The organism is Rhodococcus sp. HNM0569 (assembly GCF_012726205.1).
GTDB lineage: Bacteria > Actinomycetota > Actinomycetes > Mycobacteriales > Mycobacteriaceae > Rhodococcus_F.
In genome coordinates, this window is sequence record NZ_JAASAE010000004.1 from 36,083 (window position 1) to 52,549 (window position 16,467).

General features: G+C 70.2%; 13 protein-coding genes and 1 pseudogene. 3 read left to right on the plus strand and 11 right to left on the minus strand.

The genetic code is table 11. From position 1 onward, the window contains the following. Positions 1 to 44: 44 nt before the first annotated feature. Positions 45 to 911 (plus strand): Fpg/Nei family DNA glycosylase, encoded by an 867-nt coding sequence (locus tag HCA44_RS07085; RefSeq protein ID WP_169647849.1) that lies wholly within the window; start codon positions 45 to 47, stop codon positions 909 to 911. Here HCA44_RS07085 and HCA44_RS07090 read toward each other — a convergent pair. The 3 genes from HCA44_RS07090 to HCA44_RS07100 are packed head-to-tail and all read right to left on the minus strand — an operon-like array spanning position 904 to position 3,521. Further along, a complete protein-coding gene (locus HCA44_RS07090; protein WP_346764624.1) occupies positions 904 to 1,956 on the minus strand; it encodes a MerR family transcriptional regulator in 1,053 nt (350 codons plus the stop codon). The genes HCA44_RS07085 and HCA44_RS07090 overlap by 8 nt on opposite strands. 40 nt (positions 1,957 to 1,996) lie before the next feature. Beyond that, a complete protein-coding gene (locus tag HCA44_RS07095) occupies positions 1,997 to 2,758 on the minus strand; it encodes a crotonase/enoyl-CoA hydratase family protein (protein WP_169647850.1) in 762 nt (253 codons plus the stop codon). A gap of 22 nt (positions 2,759 to 2,780) precedes the next feature. After that, positions 2,781 to 3,521 carry an adenylate/guanylate cyclase domain-containing protein gene (locus HCA44_RS07100; protein ID WP_169647851.1) on the minus strand — a complete coding sequence of 247 codons (741 nt, stop codon included), beginning with the start codon at positions 3,519 to 3,521 and terminating at the stop codon, positions 2,781 to 2,783. A 306-nt stretch (positions 3,522 to 3,827) separates the two neighbouring features. Here HCA44_RS07100 and HCA44_RS07105 point away from each other — a divergent pair, with 306 nt between their 5' ends. After that, the gene (locus HCA44_RS07105; protein ID WP_169647852.1) at positions 3,828 to 4,679 is read left to right on the plus strand and encodes an alpha/beta hydrolase; all 852 of its coding nucleotides are present in this window, start codon (positions 3,828 to 3,830) and stop codon (positions 4,677 to 4,679) included. 3 nt (positions 4,680 to 4,682) lie between these two features. Here the strand turns inward: HCA44_RS07105 and HCA44_RS07110 are convergent, their stop codons facing one another. The 5 genes and pseudogenes from HCA44_RS07110 to HCA44_RS07130 all read right to left on the minus strand — a co-directional run bounded on the left by HCA44_RS07110 (position 4,683) and on the right by HCA44_RS07130 (position 13,218). Beyond that, positions 4,683 to 5,516, minus strand: a complete 834-nt coding sequence (locus HCA44_RS07110; protein WP_169647853.1) for an SGNH/GDSL hydrolase family protein — start codon at positions 5,514 to 5,516, stop codon at positions 4,683 to 4,685. 119 nt (positions 5,517 to 5,635) lie between these two features. Continuing rightward, entirely contained in the window at positions 5,636 to 7,393 is a 1,758-nt protein-coding gene (locus tag HCA44_RS07115; protein ID WP_169647854.1) for an ABC transporter ATP-binding protein, read from the minus strand. Then, entirely contained in the window at positions 7,390 to 10,050 is a 2,661-nt protein-coding gene (locus tag HCA44_RS07120; protein WP_169647855.1) for an ABC transporter ATP-binding protein/permease, read from the minus strand. The genes HCA44_RS07115 and HCA44_RS07120 overlap by 4 nt, the downstream gene beginning before the upstream one ends. Positions 10,051 to 10,177: 127 nt before the next feature. Next, the gene (locus tag HCA44_RS07125; RefSeq protein WP_346764625.1) at positions 10,178 to 11,680 is read right to left on the minus strand and encodes a carboxylesterase/lipase family protein; all 1,503 of its coding nucleotides are present in this window, start codon (positions 11,678 to 11,680) and stop codon (positions 10,178 to 10,180) included. Then, a pseudogene (locus HCA44_RS07130) lies at positions 11,677 to 13,218 on the minus strand (carboxylesterase/lipase family protein). Before HCA44_RS07130 ends, HCA44_RS07125 begins: the two are co-directional and overlap by 4 nt. A gap of 124 nt (positions 13,219 to 13,342) precedes the next feature. Between HCA44_RS07130 and HCA44_RS07135 the strand changes: the two are divergent. Beyond that, positions 13,343 to 13,627 (plus strand): MerR family DNA-binding transcriptional regulator, encoded by a 285-nt coding sequence (locus HCA44_RS07135; RefSeq protein ID WP_169647857.1) that lies wholly within the window; start codon positions 13,343 to 13,345, stop codon positions 13,625 to 13,627. On the opposite strand, the gene HCA44_RS07140 is transcribed toward HCA44_RS07135, so the two are convergent. The 3 genes from HCA44_RS07140 to HCA44_RS07150 all read right to left on the minus strand — a co-directional run bounded on the left by HCA44_RS07140 (position 13,589) and on the right by HCA44_RS07150 (position 16,389). Then, positions 13,589 to 14,032, minus strand: coding sequence for a hypothetical protein (locus HCA44_RS07140; protein WP_169647858.1), 444 nt, complete (start codon positions 14,030 to 14,032; stop codon positions 13,589 to 13,591). The two genes, HCA44_RS07135 and HCA44_RS07140, sit on opposite strands and share 39 nt — an antisense overlap. A gap of 115 nt (positions 14,033 to 14,147) precedes the next feature. Next, positions 14,148 to 14,849, minus strand: a complete 702-nt coding sequence (locus HCA44_RS07145) for a TetR/AcrR family transcriptional regulator C-terminal domain-containing protein (protein WP_169647859.1) — start codon at positions 14,847 to 14,849, stop codon at positions 14,148 to 14,150. Positions 14,850 to 14,901: 52 nt separating this feature from the next. After that, positions 14,902 to 16,389 carry an NAD(P)/FAD-dependent oxidoreductase gene (locus tag HCA44_RS07150; protein WP_169647860.1) on the minus strand — a complete coding sequence of 496 codons (1,488 nt, stop codon included), beginning with the start codon at positions 16,387 to 16,389 and terminating at the stop codon, positions 14,902 to 14,904. Between the last annotated feature and the right edge of the window lie 78 nt (positions 16,390 to 16,467).

Here is a 16,467-nt window from a genome sequence, read left to right on the forward strand (position 1 = left end):
TCGATTCGCGCTGCCGCGTCGGTTCCGGGGCGTAACCTGCGGACATGCCCGAACTTCCCGAGGTGGAGGCGCTCGCCGGGTTCCTGCGCGAGCACGCGGTGGGCGCGGTCGTCGGCCGCGTCGACGTCGCGGCGATGAGCGTGCTCAAGACGTTCGATCCGCCGGTCACAGCGCTGCAGGGCCGCGACGTCACGGGTGCCGACCGATTCGGCAAGTTCCTCGCGCTCGACTGCGACGGGCTGTGGCTGGTGACGCACCTGTCGCGGGCGGGCTGGCTGCGCTGGTCCGACAGCCCGTCGCCCAACCCACCGAAGCCCGGCAAGGGTCCGCTCGCGCTGCGCGTGCACCTGTTCACGCCCACCGGCGACACCCCGGCGTTCGACCTCACCGAAGCCGGCACGAAGAAACGGCTCGCGGTGTGGGTGGTCGACGACCCGCAGCAGGTGCCCGGCATCGCGCGGCTCGGCCCCGACGCGCTCGCCGTCACCGAAACCGAGTTCGCGCACATCCTCGCGGGCACGAACGCCCGCATCAAGACGGTCCTCGTCGATCAGTCGTTGCTCGCGGGCATCGGCAACGCCTACTCCGACGAGATCCTGCACACCGCCCGGTTGTCGCCCTTCGCCACCGCGAAATCACTGAAACCCGAGCAGGTCTCGGCCCTGTATGCGGCGATGCGCGACGAGCTCGCCGATGCCGTCGCGCGCTCGGCCGGTCAGGACGCGGCGCGGCTCAAGGGCGAGAAGCGCTCCGGCATGGCGGTACACGGCCGGGCGGGGCAGACGTGCCCCGTGTGCGGCGACACGGTGCGCGAGGTGTCCTTCTCCGAACGGTCGTTCCAGTACTGCCCCACCTGCCAGACCGGCGGCAAGATCCTCGCCGACCGCCGCATGTCCCGACTGCTCAAGTAGGCCCGGCAGCACGGTCCGGTCGCACGGGCATCACGAGCGTCATGAGGTCGCCGTCCGTGGCCGACCGTACGGTCATCGGTTGATCGGGTGCCGTCAAGTCGAGCATCACCTCCGGTCCCACCGCGGATTCCACTGCGGCGGACAGTGTCTCGGGATTCGCGTGCAGGGCGATCGGCTCGCCGCGCACCACGGCGGCGAGCGTCGTCGGACCGGCAGTCAACGTGCCGTCCGACGCGGCGAGGGGCAGCGGCCCCTCGGTGTCGAGTGCGCGGCGCAGCGCGGCCCGCTCGACCACGACGTGCGTGCGTGCGGTGGGCAGGGCCGCCAGCATCGCCCGGTAGTCGGGGTAGGTGCCCGCGACGGTGTCGCACGTGGCCTCGCTGACGGTGTCGCACGTGGCCTCCCCGGCGCTGTCGGCGAACCGGATCACGGCCTCGGCCGAGCCGATGCGCACGATGCGGTCGCCGGTCAGCCACGCGGTGACCGCCCGGAGGCTGTCGAGCTCGGCGACCGCCGACCACTCGGAATGCCCGCGGGGGACCGCGAGGGTGCGCGTCGCGAGCCGGTACCGGTCGGTCGCGGTGAGCGAGAGCTCGCCGTCGCGGCACTCGAACAGCACGCCGTGCAGGATCGGGATCTCGTGACCCGACGCGGCTGCCGAGATCACCTGCCCGATCGCCTCGCGCAACTCGGCCGCATGCACCGGTGTGCCCGGCGCGCCTGCTCCGAACTCGCGCGCCACCGCGGCAGCGACGTCGGCACGCTCGCGCATGGTGCGCACGTGCTCGTCGAGCGCGTGCTGCGCGGAATCGGGGTCGCCGTCGAGCACCGCGGTGACCGCCGCGAGCGGCATGTCGATTTCGCGGAGCCGCCGGATCGCGACGGCCCGTTCGACCTGGTCGCCCGCGTAGTAGCGGTAGCCGGTGGCCGGGTCGACCCATGCGGGCGGGAGCACGCCGCTGTCGTCGTAGAAGCGCAATGCGCTGGTCGTCAGGCCACTCGCCCGGGCCATCGCACCGATCGTCATCGTGTCTGTTTCGTTCACCGGTTCATGATCGGGTTTCGACCGACACGAAGGTCAAGCGTCACGTGCCGGAGCCGTGCCTGCCCTCGCCCGACGCGAACCGTTCGGCCCCCGCGATGGCGTCGGATTCGAGCGAGACGATGCCGTGCTCGTGTTCGATGCCGAGCGCATCCACCTCGTTACGGCCCGCCGAATCGAGCAGGGACAGCCGGTCGTGTCGCATGCACGTCTGCGGGAAGGCCGCGATCCGGGCGGCGAGTTCCTCTGCGGCGCTGCGCGCGCCGCCGTCCGCAACGACGCGGTTGACGAGCCCGATCGCGAGAGCCTCGTCGGCATCGACGGCCCGTCCGGTGAGGACGAGGTCGAGCGCATGCGACTGCCCGATCAGCCGCGGCAGCCGCACCGTGCCGCCGTCGATCAACGGGACTCCCCACCGGCGGCTGAACACGCCGAACGTCGAGCTTTCCTCCGCGACGCGCAGATCGCACCACAGTGCGAGTTCGAGCCCGCCCGCGACGGCATATCCCGACACGGCGGCGATCACGGGTTTCGACAGGCGCAGTCTCGTGGGACCCATCGGTCCCGGCCCGCCCGGTGTGACCCGGTTGGCACGCTCGGTGCCGAGCGCCTTGAGATCGGCTCCCGCGCAGAAGGTTCCGCCCTCGCCCCACAGTACGGCGACGGACGCGTCGTCGTCGGAGTCGAACGCCGTGAACGCCTCGTACAACTCGGCCGCGGTGGGCCCGTCGACGGCATTGCGTGCGTCGGGGCGCGACAACACGATGGTGGTGACAGGTCCGGTGGTCTCGATGCGCACTGTCATACTGCGACAGTAGTGGCGGGGATCAGCCGTTTCGGTCGATCCATCTTTTCTTGTCCGCGCCGACGTGCCATCCGGTGTAGACGATGCCCAGCTCGTCGTCGTCCCGGTGGCGCAGCCGGGTCCTGTCGCGATCGTCGAGATTGTCGTGGAAGAGCTTGCCGACCCAGATCGGTGGCTCGACCACTCCATGGCGGACGCGTCCGGCCTTGCGCGCGAGACGGCCCGCGCGATCGAAGACGTCGCCCATGTAGACGACCCCGGCGCGCCCGGGACCGTCGCCGCAGACCCGGACCATCAGCGCACGCCCGTAGTCGACTCCGATCCCGATGTCGAGTGGCCCGAATCCACGCTTGGCGTACAGGGTGTTGAGGAGCAGGGTCGTCGAGTTCGCGGTCACTGCGACGTCGAAGAGGGCGTCGATGTCGGTGCGGTGACGGGTGTCGTAGACGGCCCAGACACGGTGACCGACGATGTCGACCTCCCGGACCCGCTCGTGACCATTGAGCACCGCCACCATCTCGGAGGCGAACGCCCGGTAGATCTTGGCGAGCACGGGGCGCGGGTGGCTGCCGGTCAGCGCGGGCGAGGCGTGCACGTCGACGAACAATGCCGAACATGTGCCGTAGCAGCCACCCACACGCGTGATCCGATCGCGTGTGGGCAGGGCGACTGCGTCCTCGACGCCGCGGGCGGGCTGGTCGAGGATGTCGTTGATGCGATCGGCGCTGGCGAACCAGTCGTACGGCTCGTAGATCCCGTCCATGATGGTGACGACGGTGGGCGGCGGGGAGGGAGATGCGGCGCGCGGCAGGTGCGGCGGCGCGCAGGCAGGACGAGCATCGGGTGTCGCTCGGACGGCCGGGCCTCCCGGTCGGGAGGGTGAGCCGCCGCGGCAAGGGTGCCGCCGCGTCGGCCGTGCAGCTCGCAGGCGGAGCCGGCCATGTACGAGCATAGGGGCATCACCCGGCCGGCGAACAGGGTCGAGCGTCAGGCGTGTGCCGCCCACCGGGGCGATCCAGGCTCAGCCCCGCACCTCGGCATGTCGGCCTGAAGTTCTAGCGTTGTCGGTATGCACGGACAGACACTCGGACTTCCCGATCCGGTCTTCGTGGACCTCGACGGTGCGTCCGTCGCGACGTACGTTCTGGAGCCGGAATCGGGACGGTCGCGGGGCGACGTCGTGTTCTGCCACGGGACGCCGTGGTCGGCCGCCGTGTGGGCGCGTATCGCACATGCGACGGCCCGCGATCACCGAGTCTTCCTCTGGGACATGCCGGGCTACGGCGCGTCGACGATGTCGGCCTCGGTCCCGGTGGATCTGGTGGCACAACGACGGCGCTTTGCCCGACTGCTGGAGATGTGGTCGCTCGAGAGGCCCTGGGTCGTCGCGCACGACATCGGGGGTGCCGTCGCGCTCGGTACGCACCTGCTCGAATCGGCCGAGTACGCCGGGCTGTACCTCCTCGACGTGGTGATGCTCGAACCTTGGGGCTCGCCGTTCTTTCGGCTCGTTGCCGAGAACGAGGACGTGTTCGTCCGTATCCCCGTCGCACTGCACGCGGCGCTGGTGCGTGAGTACATCGCGGGCGCCGAGTGCGGCGAGCTCGATCCCGAGACCCTCGATGCACTCGCCGCGCCGTGGTGCGGTGTCGACGGTCGTGCCGCGTTCTATCGGCAGATCGCCCGGCTGACACCACGACACACGCGACCGATCGCAGCGGTGCTGGGGGAGGTTCGGTGCCCGACACGGATCGGCTGGGGCGCGGACGACCCGTGGATTCCCGTCGAGCAGGCGTCGAGGCTGCGCGACCTGTTGCCAGGAGCGCCGGAGGTCGCAGTGTTCGCCGGCGCCGGGCATCTCACTCCGCTCGCCGCGTGCGGCGCCGTCGCACGCGAGTTGGCGCAGTGGCTGGAGAGATGACGTCTACACGCCCAGGAATGCGTCGGCCACGAGGTCGGCGGTGTAGTGGCGGCCGAGCAGCGTGGGATGGACGGGTGTGCCGTCGTCGCCCGGGCCGATCCCGGTGAGGGAGACGTGGCGCGCGCCGTCGGGCGCGCACATCGAGTGCGTGTCGTCCTGCTGCCGGTTGACCATCGTGAAGCCTGCGCGGTCGACGGCGGCCGCGATCTCGTCGTTGAGGCGGCGCTGCACGCGGTTCGCGAAATCGACACCGGGTTGCGTGGTCAGGGCCTCGGCGAAGCAGCCCGCCGCGTCGTCCGGGAGCACCCGCAGGTAGCCCACGACGACGACCTTCGCGTGCGGCGCATGCGCGCGGACCGCGTCGTAGGCGGTGTCGCGCGCGGGGCCGAGCCGGTCGAGTTTCGCGTCGGTGGCCTGCTGGAACTCGGGCGTGCACGCGAGGGCGACGAGGCAGTTCTGCACGAGGTCGCCGAACAGGTCGTCGTTGTTGCCGCCGATCGACAGCGACACATAGCGGGTGTTCGCGGACAGGCCTGCGACCTGCGCGCCCATCGGGGTGTCCTCGGTGAGATCCGCGGTGTCGGCGCCGCCGCAGGCCCAGTCGCCGAAGCTGACACCGGGCAGCCGCGCGGCGACGAGCCTGCCGACGCTGTCGCTCGCCTGCGCGCAGCCGCCGTGCATCTCTCCGCTGGCGAACGAACCGGTGGCGACGTACGAGTCGCCCAGCGACACGTACTGGGCGCCGACGGGTGCGGGCGCAGGCATCGCCGACGCCGTGCCCGCGACGCCGAGTGCGAGGGCCGTCAGGATTCCGATCACCGATCCCGCTCGACGCATGGGCCGCCTCCCACTACTCGAATGTGTTGCACGTCACATTGCGTCGACTGTAGCAGTCGACCGGAGCGATCTACTGCAGGTCGGCCGTCACTTCGATGCGAGAGCGAAATCGGAGCCGGTCAGTCGGCCGAGGCAGTGAACCGCCATCCGGCCGCGTCGTGCTGGTGCCGCCAGAAGTCGGCGAATCGTCCTCCTGCTGCGAGCAACTCGTCCACGCTTCCGTCCTCGACGATCCTGCCGCCCTCGAGGAACAGAACACGATCTGCACCCGCGATCGTGGAGAGCCGGTGGGTGACGACGATGCGGGTCCGGCGGCGTGGGTCGGCGGTGATCGCGTCGGCGACGGCGGCTTCGTTCTCCGCGTCGAGCGCGCTCGTCCCCTCGTCGACGAGCAGCAGCGACGACGGCTTCACCAGTGCCCGGGCGATCGACACGCGTTGACGCTCACCACCCGACAGTGCTGTTCCCGCCTCACCGACCAGGGTGGCCGTGTCTTCCGGTAGTCGGCTCGCGAACTGTTCGACGCGGGAGAGTCGCAGCGCGGAGGCGAGTTCGTCGGCGTCTGCATCGGGATTGCCGGCGAGCACGTTCTCGCGGATGGTCCCCGCGAACAGATACGGCTGTTGGAAGACGACGCTCGTGTCCGCGGTGCGCTCCGCCCGGTCGAGTGTGCGGCGGTCGATACCGCCGACGACGACACTGCCGCCGGTGGGTTCTTCCAGACCGGCGACCAACGCGAGCAGTGTGCTCTTGCCCGAGCCCGACGGGCCGACGACGGCGGTCGTGCGGCCTGCCTCGAACACGACGTCGAGACCGTCGAAGATCGGGGTGTCCGACGAGTCGGCGACCGAAGAGTCGTAACGAAAGGTGACCTCCCGCAATTCGACCGTCGGTGCCTCGTCCGTGGCCGGTGCACGCGTGCCGCCCGCCGGATCCGCCGCGTCGAGGACGGTACGGATGTCGCGCACGGAGCTGCGCGTGGACGTGGTTGCGGCCGCGAGATCGCCCAGCGACGCGAAGGGTTCGAGATAACGGACGACGACGACGATCAGCGCGATGGACTCGGGAATGCCGAGGGTGCCGCGCACGGCCAGCCAGGTGGTGGTCGAGGCGAGCAGCAGCAGTGCTACCTGACTGGCCAGGCTGAACAGCACCTCGCCGGGAATCTGCAGCGCCAGCAGCCGAAGGGTGGCACCGCGCTGCGCGTCGAGTGCGGCTCCCACCTGGCCGCGCGCGGGCTCGGCGCGGCGTGCGGCGCGCAATGCCGCTTGCGTACGGACGAACTCGAGAATGCGTTCGGTGAGTGCACTGTTGGACTCGGCCGCGAGTTCGTCCGCTCGACAGGTGAGGCGTTCGGTCGCCCAGAGGGCGCCGAGAACCAGCGGTACCGCGACGAGCGCGACGACGCCGAGTTGCCAGGCGATCGGGAGCAAGGCCACGCCGATCGCGACGGGCAGGAGTACGGCCTGGATCAACGGTGTCACCAGATAGCCGACCAGCCCGACCAGGTCGGGCCCAGTGGTTGCGATCGCACGCCGTGCGGTGGCGGTGTTGTCCGCAGTGAACCAGCGCAGGGGAATCCGCGCCACCTGCGTGGACACCTCGTGCTGGGCGCGGTCGAGGATGGCGAAGCCGAGATCGAATCCGACACGCGATGCGACGGAATCGACGATCCACCCCACGACGACGCCGCCGGTCAGTGCCGCGACCCACGGCCACGCGTCACTCGGCTCGTCCGTGAACAGTGCCGACACCAGCGGGACCACCAGGACGACGGCGACCGCCCGCAGCAGCGTCGAGACGATCGTCAGGACGAGATAACCCCAGACCTTCGCCCGGTGCTCCTCGGGGAGCAGGGCCGACAGCGTTCGGATCATCGGACGTACTCCTGTGTCTCCGAGGCGTTTCCGGCCTCCCAGAGCCGGCGATACCGTCCGCCGGAAGCGAGCAGTGCGTCGTGTGTGCCGCACTGTGCCACTCGGCCACCGTCGAGCACCACGATGCGATCGGCACCGGTGACGGTGCGCAGGCGGTGCGCGATGACGAGCACCGTGCGGCCGGCCGCCAGCCGGTCGATCGCCCGCTGTACGAGGAACTCCGACTCCGGATCGGCGAAGGCCGTGGCCTCGTCCAGAATCAGAACGGGGGTGTCGGCGAGCAGCGCCCGCGCGATGGTGATGCGTTGCCGTTCGCCGCCTGACAGCCCGGACCCGGTGCCGAGTACCGTGCCGTAGCCGTCGGGCAGCCGCAGGATCCGGTCGTGGATCTGTGCCCCGCGCGCCGCCCGTTCGACGTCCTCGTCGGACGCGTCGGGCACCGCCAAGGCGATGTTCTCCCGCACCGTGCCGTGCACCAGCTGTGCGTCCTGGAACACGAACCCGACTTTCGTGTACAGCTCGTCGGGGTCCAGGGTGGCGATGTCGCGTCCGCCGACGCGAATGCTCCCGCCGTCCAGGTCGTGGAAACGGGCGAGTAGCGCCGCCACGGTCGATTTTCCGGCGCCGGAGGGGCCGACCAGCGCCGTGATCGTGCCGGGCTCGAGGGTGAGCGAGACGTTCTCGACGACGGGAACGCCGGTGCGGTAACCGAATGTCACGTCGTCGAACACCACTCGACCCGCGGGTTCTTCGGCTGCGCCCACGGATGTCGAGGTGCCGAGTTCGCGCTCGTCGAGCACGTTCTGGATGTTGCGTGCCGCGAGCTGCCCCTCGCGAAGGCCGGACACGCCGTAGCCGATGCCGAGCAGCCGGGCGCCGAATGTGGTGCCCAGGAACAGGAACGGCAACAGGTCGACCGGGTCGAGCCGATCGGTCGTCACGAGCACCGTGCCGACCACTGCGATGAGCCAGAGGAAGGTGACCGGCCGGGTGGCGAGGTCCATCGCGGACTTCTTGCCGACGAACGGCCGCTGCCAGTCGCCGAGGAAGCCGACGTAGTCGTCGAGGCTTCGCCGGAACTGCGATGCCGCGGACCCGCCGAATGCGCGGATGACGGGTTGACCGTCGAGATAGGACGTCGCCTCGGATTTCATCCGTTCCGCCCACTGCTGCGACTGCACGATCTTGGGCCCGGACTGCGCCATCATCGTCGCCATCGTGAAGACGTACGCGAGCACGGGGAGCAGCAACACCAGGGCGAGTCGCCAGTCGACCCAGAACAGGTAGCCGAGCACGGCCACCGGGGCGACGGCCGCAGCGACGGCATCGGTGACCGCGTGCGTGACGAGATAGTGCAGGGACAATGTGTCGCCGGAGACGAGTTTGTCGATCCGGCCCGAAGTTCGCGCGGTGAACCAGCCCAGCGGCAGCCGGGACAGTTTGCCGAGCAGGCGACCACGCAGATCCCGGCCGAAGCGTGCGTCGACGGTGTGCAACCACAGTTGGAGAGCCGTTTCCAGCAGGGCCCCGGCGCCGAGCAGTCCGAGGGCCCACAGGCCCAACGTCCACAGCGTCGACGTCTCGCTGCCCGCCAACAGATTCCGGGCCAGTTCCACGAGAAGTAGGTAGGGGGAGAGCTGAAGGAGGGTGACGAGGAACTGCAGGATCCCGGCCGTCCACAATGCCGGGCGCAGCGGCCGGAGCAGCCTGCCACCGGCCTGTGAACGCCAGTGTCCGCGCCGGCGCGAGACTGCCGGGGAAGCCGCGTCCGACCTGCTGCCGGACCGATCTTCCGGCGGAGTCGTGGTGGCGAACGGCGGAGTCGTGGTGGCGACCGATGCGGTGTCGGCGCCGGAGGTTTCGGCGACGGTCCGGGCGTCGGGCGGCTCGTCGGCGACAATCTCGGAGCCGTCGCGTTGCGTGCCCATCGACCGTCCGTGCACCCAATACGCCTGCGCGTGGATCTCCGCTTTGGGGAAGCCGAACTCGCCTTTGAGGCGTGCTCGAATGTGCTTGAGTGACTTCGACTCGGATCCTGCCCACGCCTTCCAGTCCGACCAGTCGCGAGCGTCGAGTGCGTCGGCCACCGCGGTCTCCGAGGTCCGCGGCACCCAGTGCACTCGGGCGCGCGGATGCTCGCTGAGCGCGATGTGCCGATCGTCCTCGTGATGCTGCTCGAGGTAGACCTCGACGTCCACGGTGTGCGGGACCGCGTCGAGGACGGTGTTGATCGCCGGAATCGAGGCTGCGTCGCCGATCAGCAGGTATCCCGCGGGGAGCTCGTGGTCGACAGCGAAGCCCTTCGACCCGAAGGACGCGACCTCGACGGTTTCGCCACCGGACACCTGGCGAGCCCACGTCGATGCGGGTCCGCTCGGCTCGTGCAGAACGAAGTCGACGGCGAAACGGCCCGTGTGGACGTCCACTTCGGCGATCGTGTATCCGCGCTGGAACTCCGTCTCGGATCCTGCGGGATCGGGGAACCAGAAGCGCAGCCATGCCGTCGGTTCGATCGTGATGTCCTCGAACAGCGTCGGCGCGCTGAGCCACACCCGGCGCATGTGAGGGAGTGGATCCTCCGTGCCGAGCACCGCGGCCGTGTGGTACCGAACCCCCAGGCCACGCAGCACCGCCCCTTGGAAGCCTCTGCGAGACATCGCCCTCCCCTCCGATCCGTCCCGGACGTGCGACCCGACCCCGCCCTCGAATTCGGTTAGCCTACCCATAGAAGGGCGGGTGGGCCAGCGGTTCGTGCACCGAGCGCGCGGCAACCCTCGGGAGCCGTCAGCGGATGTGCTCGTAGCCGATCCACGCCCGCCGCTTCGTGGCGTCCGGGTCCCGTTCGACGCGCGGCTGCGCATCCAGGATCAAAGTCGCGCGCTCGGCAGTGTCGTAGCGAGGCCAGTCCACGCCACCGGCATGTGGGCCCGGCGCAGGTGTGCCGTGCCGGGCGAAGTGCACCCAGTGTGTCTGCACCAGATCGGTCGTCGCGCGTGCTCCCCGGCGACCCCCGAACGAGGTCAGCAGCGGAAACCACCACGGGCGATGCCCGAACACGGTGTACAACTCGGTCGCGTGCGTCGCTCCCAGGCCCGCCAGGTGCAACAGCCTGGGTGCGAAGTCGTACCGGTACGTGAAGGTTTCGGCGCGCCCGGAATGCCCTGCGGCCGCGCGCACGGAGGGCTCCCAGAAGGTGACGTCACCGCCGAGATCGGCCGCGCCGCGTGGCTTCGGGTAGGCCGGATACGCGGAGATCGCGGCGCTCTTCACCGCGTCCGGAACGTGCGCGAACATGCCGTCGATCCGTTCCTGCGTGGTCGGCAGGATGTCGGCGAACCGTGGGAAAGCCCGTCCCTCGTGCGCATTGGTGCCGATGATCAGCGGCACCGGGTGCGCGCGACCGGCTTCGAGCACGTCGAGAGGGTGCTCGGGCAGGAAATCGCCGTCGACGACCGGAGCGAAGGCCCGGGTGCCGGGTTCGGCGTCGACCCCGCGGTGGACCAGAGTTTCGCCGACCCGCACGAACTCCGAGGCCGGCGCATCCTCGAGCCACGACGCCGCGTCGCGCGCTCCCGTGAGGCGGACGAACTCGCGCGCCCACCGTGCCGTGCGGGTGCGCGGATAGCTCGACGCGACCGGCGAACTCTGCGCGATCGCTCGCGCGAACAGGCCCTTTGCCGCGGGCGTCGCCAGGAGTGTCGTGACCGCGTTGGCACCCGCCGACTCGCCGAAGACGGTGACGTTGTCGGGGTCGCCGCCGAATGCGGCGATGTTGCGCTGGATCCATTCGAGTGCGGCGACCTGGTCGCGCAGGCCGAGATTGGAATCGAATCGACGCTCAGGAGTGGCGAACTCGGTGAAGTCGAGATACCCGAGGGCGCCGAGCCGGTAGCCGATGGACACGTACACGACGTCGCCGCGCAGCGCGAGAGAGTGCCCGCGGTACATCGGGGCCGAGCAGTTGCCGCCCGAGTAACCGCCACCGTGCACGAACACCATCACCGGCCGTGCCGGCGCCGAGGTCGGCGGCCGCACGATGTCGAGCGTCAGGCAGTCCTCGTCGCCCGGATCGCGTGGTTGCGGCGCCGCAGGACCGAACGACGACGCGTCGCGCACCCCGGTCCACGACGCGTGCGGCTCCGGCGCCCGCAGGCGCAGCAGTGCCACCGGGGGAGCGGCGTACGGGACACCGCGCCATGCGAAGACACCGCCGTCGCGGATGCCGCGCACGACGCCCGTCGCCGTCGCGACCTCGAGAGGGTCCCGGGCCGTGTGGTCGTTGCTCACATGCCCTGCCCCCGGTATCCCGAGTACCCCTCCCACGCGACGCGTCGCTCGCGCCGCGGGTCGTCGACGACCTGAGTGACCTCGTCGAACACGAGGGTCGCACGGCGGGCCGTGTCGTAGCGCGGCCACGACGCGGTGGTCGTGCCGTCGTGGGCGAACTGGATCCACTGCCGCTAGACCGCATCCGAGACCGCGGTGAACCCGCGTCTGCCGCCGAGCATCGAGAAGAGCGTGCCCACAGGGCTTTTCGCGAGTCCGAACACGGCGAACAGTTCGAGACCGTGGGTCGCGTCGAATCCGAGTGTGCGTAGCAGTCGGGGTGCGTAGTCGAACCGGTACATGTAGGTGGGCGCGTATTCGCTGTGCTCCTGCGCGATCTCGATCGACGGCCACCAGAAGGTGATGTCGCCGCCGAGGTTCACGGATGCATCGGCGTCCTCCGGGTACCCGGGATAGGCGGCGACGACGCGGTCGCGGGCGTCGGGATCGGTGCGCGCGAACATGGTCTCGATGCGGTCCGGGTTGGTCGGGAGAGCGTCGAGGAAGCGCGGGAACAGTGTGCCCTCACGCGCGTTCGTGCCGATCACCAGCGGCACGCGATGCGCGGTGCCGTCGCGGAACGCCTCGATCGGTGGTCGCGGCAGGAAGTCGCCGTCCACCATCGGGCCGTACAGGCTCAGCCCGGGACTCTCGCTGACGACGCTCGCGCTGACCGTGTTCGCGGCGCGACCGAGGTCGGACGGTGCGCACGTCGACAGCACGGCGGCCGCATCCCCGGGGTCCGCGCCGAGAGCGGCGACGACGTCGGCGGCCCACCTCTGCGCGCGACCCGCCGGATTGACGAGTCCGGGTGCCGGGCTCTCGGCGATGGCCCGAGCGAACAGCCCCTTCGCCGCGGGTGTCGCCATGAGCGTCGTGACGGCATCGCCGCCCGCCGACTCGCCGAAGACGGTCACGTTGTCGGGGTCGCCGCCGAACGCGGCGATATTGCGCTGGACCCATTCGAGTGCGGCGACCTGGTCGCGCAGACCGAGATTGGAGTCGAACGGCCTTTCTGGAGTGGCGAACCGGGTGAAGTCGAGGTAGCCGAGGGCGCCGAGCCGGTAGTTGATCGACACGTACACGACGTCGCCGCGGCGCACGAGGGATTCGCCGCCGTAGATCGGAGTGGCCGACGTGCCGATCGAGTACGCGCCGCCGTGCACGAACACCATGACCGGTCGCTTCGCCGAGGCGCTTCCGGGCTTCGCGAGCACGTTGAGGGTGAGCGCGTTCTCGCTCGACGGGTGGAAGGTCCGCAGGCCGGTGCGGGTGTAGGCGCGGGGCTGGACGGCGGCGTCGCCGTATGTCGACGCGTCGAGCTCGCCCTCCCACGGTGCGACCGGCTGTGGCGCGCGCAACCGCAGCGGCCCGACGGGAGGGGCCGCGTACGGGATGCCGCGGAATGCGAGCAGCCCGTCGGAGCGGATCCCGCGCACGAGCCCGTCTGTCGTCCGTACCGCGGTGGCCGCGTCGTTCGTCGTGTCGCTCGTCGTCATGGGCCGAGTCTAGAGACGACCCGAGCGAGCCGGAAGGGTCGTGCTTCCGCGCCGCCCCACGAGTGCCGACGCGCTTGTTACGGTGCAGGAATACGGCCGACGAGGCCGGGATCGGAGTGAGGCGATGACAATCCACGACGATTCCCGCCGTGCGGCATTCGTGCGCGGGGAGACCACCGGGCCGATCGGCCCGCAGACGATGCACCTGCTCGAGCGCCGCGGCGTCGTGACGCCGCAGTGGTGTGACGACGGCACGGCGCGGTTGTCGGCCGTCGATGCCGACCGGATCGACCGGATCACCGAGCTCATGGCCGAGGGCATCGCCCTCGCGACGGTCCTCGAGATGCTGGAGTTGCTCGAGCCGCGCGCGTCAGACCTCGAAGGGAGTTTCCGGCGTCCCACGCCGTGAACGCACGGGCTTGGGAACGAGCCGCAGATGCGTCTGGACGTGCCGCGCGTGCGGCGGACGCGACCAGTCGGCCACGTCGCCGACGGCGCGGTCGTAGGCGTCGATCACCCATCGGTCGGTCGCCGACGCGAGCAGCCGGGGCGCGCGGCGCCAGCGTGGCCTGCGGTAGAGGTCGACGCGCCACAGGCACGAGCCCGCGTCGAGCCACACGCTGCGTGCATCCGCACCCACCGCGCCGACGGCAGGCGTCTCGGTGGCTGCGGGGAAGGGAACCGCGTCGAGGTATCGGCCGTATTCGAACTCGATACGCACCACGCGACCGGACGCGGCCGCCACGACGTGGCCGAACCGTTCCGTGTACGTCGACAGCGCGAGCAGGGCGTCGGCGAAGACATGATCGTTCATGTGCCGGAGCCTGTGCATGTCGAGCGGGGTGTCCGCGTGCAGCCGTGTGTCTCAGTCATCCGACAACCGACGGTACCCGCACGAGTTTACGCTGTAAACTCAGCTCTGTCGGAGGTCACTCGACCTCGAGTTCGATGCGGTCGAGGAGGTTCTCGAGTGACACCTCGAACTCGGTGTGGCCGTGATCCTGTTCGAGTTGGTGCTGCAGGCGCCGCAGGTTGGGACAGGCGCTCAGGTCGGGTGGCTCCGACCGGATCCGACGCGCATCCTCGGGCCCGATCTCGGTGCCGTGTGAGGACACCTCGAGCAGCAGATGTCCCAGCAGGAATGTGGTGAAGGACTTGTACGCCGAGACGGCAGCGTCGTCGTCGAACCCGAACTCGCCCAATGTCGAGAGGAATGTCTCGGTCCATTTGAGGCTGCGCAGCGGCGGGCGGATCCACGGCGCTTCCGGTGGCCGGGTCGCGATCAACGGGAACAGTTCGGGATGTTCGAACGCGATGTCCCGGAAGCCGTGCGCCACGCGCTGCAGGTATTCCTGCCAACCGCCCTCGGTGTCGCGCTTCTGCAACTGGTCGTCACGTTTCTGCAACTGGTCGTCGTAGAGCTGGTCGATGACGCGGTCGACGATTCCGGTGACGAGGTCCTCGCGGCCGGACACGTAGCGGTACAGGGCCATCGCCTCGACGCCGCACCACGATCCGAGCCGGCGCATCGTGAGCTGGCGCAGTCCCTCGCGGTCGACCAGTTCGGTGGCGGATTCGAGGATCGAATCGCGGCTGAGCTGCGACGGCCGGGAGTGGTCGCCGTCCGTCATGTGTCTTCCTCCCGTCCGGGCTGCCGCGCGTGCTCGTCACGCAGACTGTGCCTCATCCACCCTGCCGCAACTGGTCGCGCGCCGACGACAGCAACCCCAGCCATACCTCACTGACCGTCGGATACGCGGGAACCGCGTGCCACAGGTCGTCGACCGGCACCGTGCCGACGACGGCGACCGTCGCGGCGTGCAGCAGTTCGGCCACCTCGGTGCCCGCGAATGTCGCGCCGACCACGGCACGCGTGCCGCGGTCGAGCACGAGCCGCGCGCGGCCCGAGAAGTCGTCGCGTGCGAGCGCCGCCCCGGCGACCGCGATGTCGGAGTCCACCGCGACGACGTCCAGGCCCGCATCCCGGGCCTCGCGTTCGGTGAGCCCCACCCACGCGACCTGCGGGCTCGTGAACACGACCTGCGTCGTGACGTTTTCGCGCAGTCGGAACGCGGGGCCGTCGAGCGGACGGCCTTCGGCGCGGGCCGCGATGACGTCTCCGCACACGCGCGCCTGGTACTTGCCCATGTGCGTCAGTGGCGCACGTCCGTTGGCGTCGCCCACCGCGTACAGCCATTCGCCGGCCGCGGTCGTGTGCTCGTCGGTACGTACGTAGCCGTGATCGTCGAGGAGCGATCCGTCCAGCCCCAGCCCCGCGGTGTGTGGCGTGCGGCCCGCGGCCACCAGGATCTCGTCGACGACGAGCGGTTCGCCGCCCGCGAGGTCGAGTGTCGCGGGACCACCGTGGATGCGGCCGTGCCCGGTGTCGCGCGCGTCCGGCCGATGCACGCTGCGCACGTCGGTCTCGAACAGCACGTCGACGCCGCGCTCGCGCAGTGCGTCTGCGACCAGATCGCGCGCGAACGGTTCGGCGCGGGAGAGCAGGCTTCGGCCACGCACGACGAGGGTCACCTCCTCGGAGCCGAGATCGCGCAGCCACGTCGCCGCCTCGCACGCCACGACACCGCCGCCGACGATCGCGATGCGGCGGGGGATCTCGCGCAGCGCGGTCGCATCGCGCGAGGTCCACGGCAGGGCCTCGGCCAGGCCGGGGGTTCCGGGAATCGACGCGGCGCTGCCCGTCGCGACGATCACGGCCTGCCGCGCGCGGAGGGTGCGCTCGCCGTGCGGTGGCGAACTCGCCACCGTGACTTCGCGTTCGCCGCTGAGTCGCGCGTCACCGCGGGCGATGGCGATGCCGGCCTGCTCGGCCCAGTCGAGTTGCGCGGAGTCGTCGTAGTCGTGTGTGAAGGAGTTGCGTCGCGTGAACACGGCGTCGACGTCGAGGCCGTTCGCCGACACGCCTCCCATGTGCTGCGCGCCGCGGAGGATCTCGCCCGGCACGAGCAGCGCCTTGCTCGGCATGCACGCCCAGTAGGAGCATTCGCCCCCGACGAGCTCCCGTTCGACGACGATCGCCGTGCGGTCGCTGCCCGCGATCGCCGCGTCCGCCGCGACCTCGCCCGCGGGCCCGCCGCCGATCACGACGACGTCGTACTCGTCGGCCGCGGAGGATGCGTCGGTGCCGGACGTGCTTTCGTTCGCAGCCATGTCCGCAAGCGTATGGCCGAGGGCCTACTCCCCGGCGCGGATTGGGCGAGTGCCCACTCACGCGCCGCGCGTGCGGTC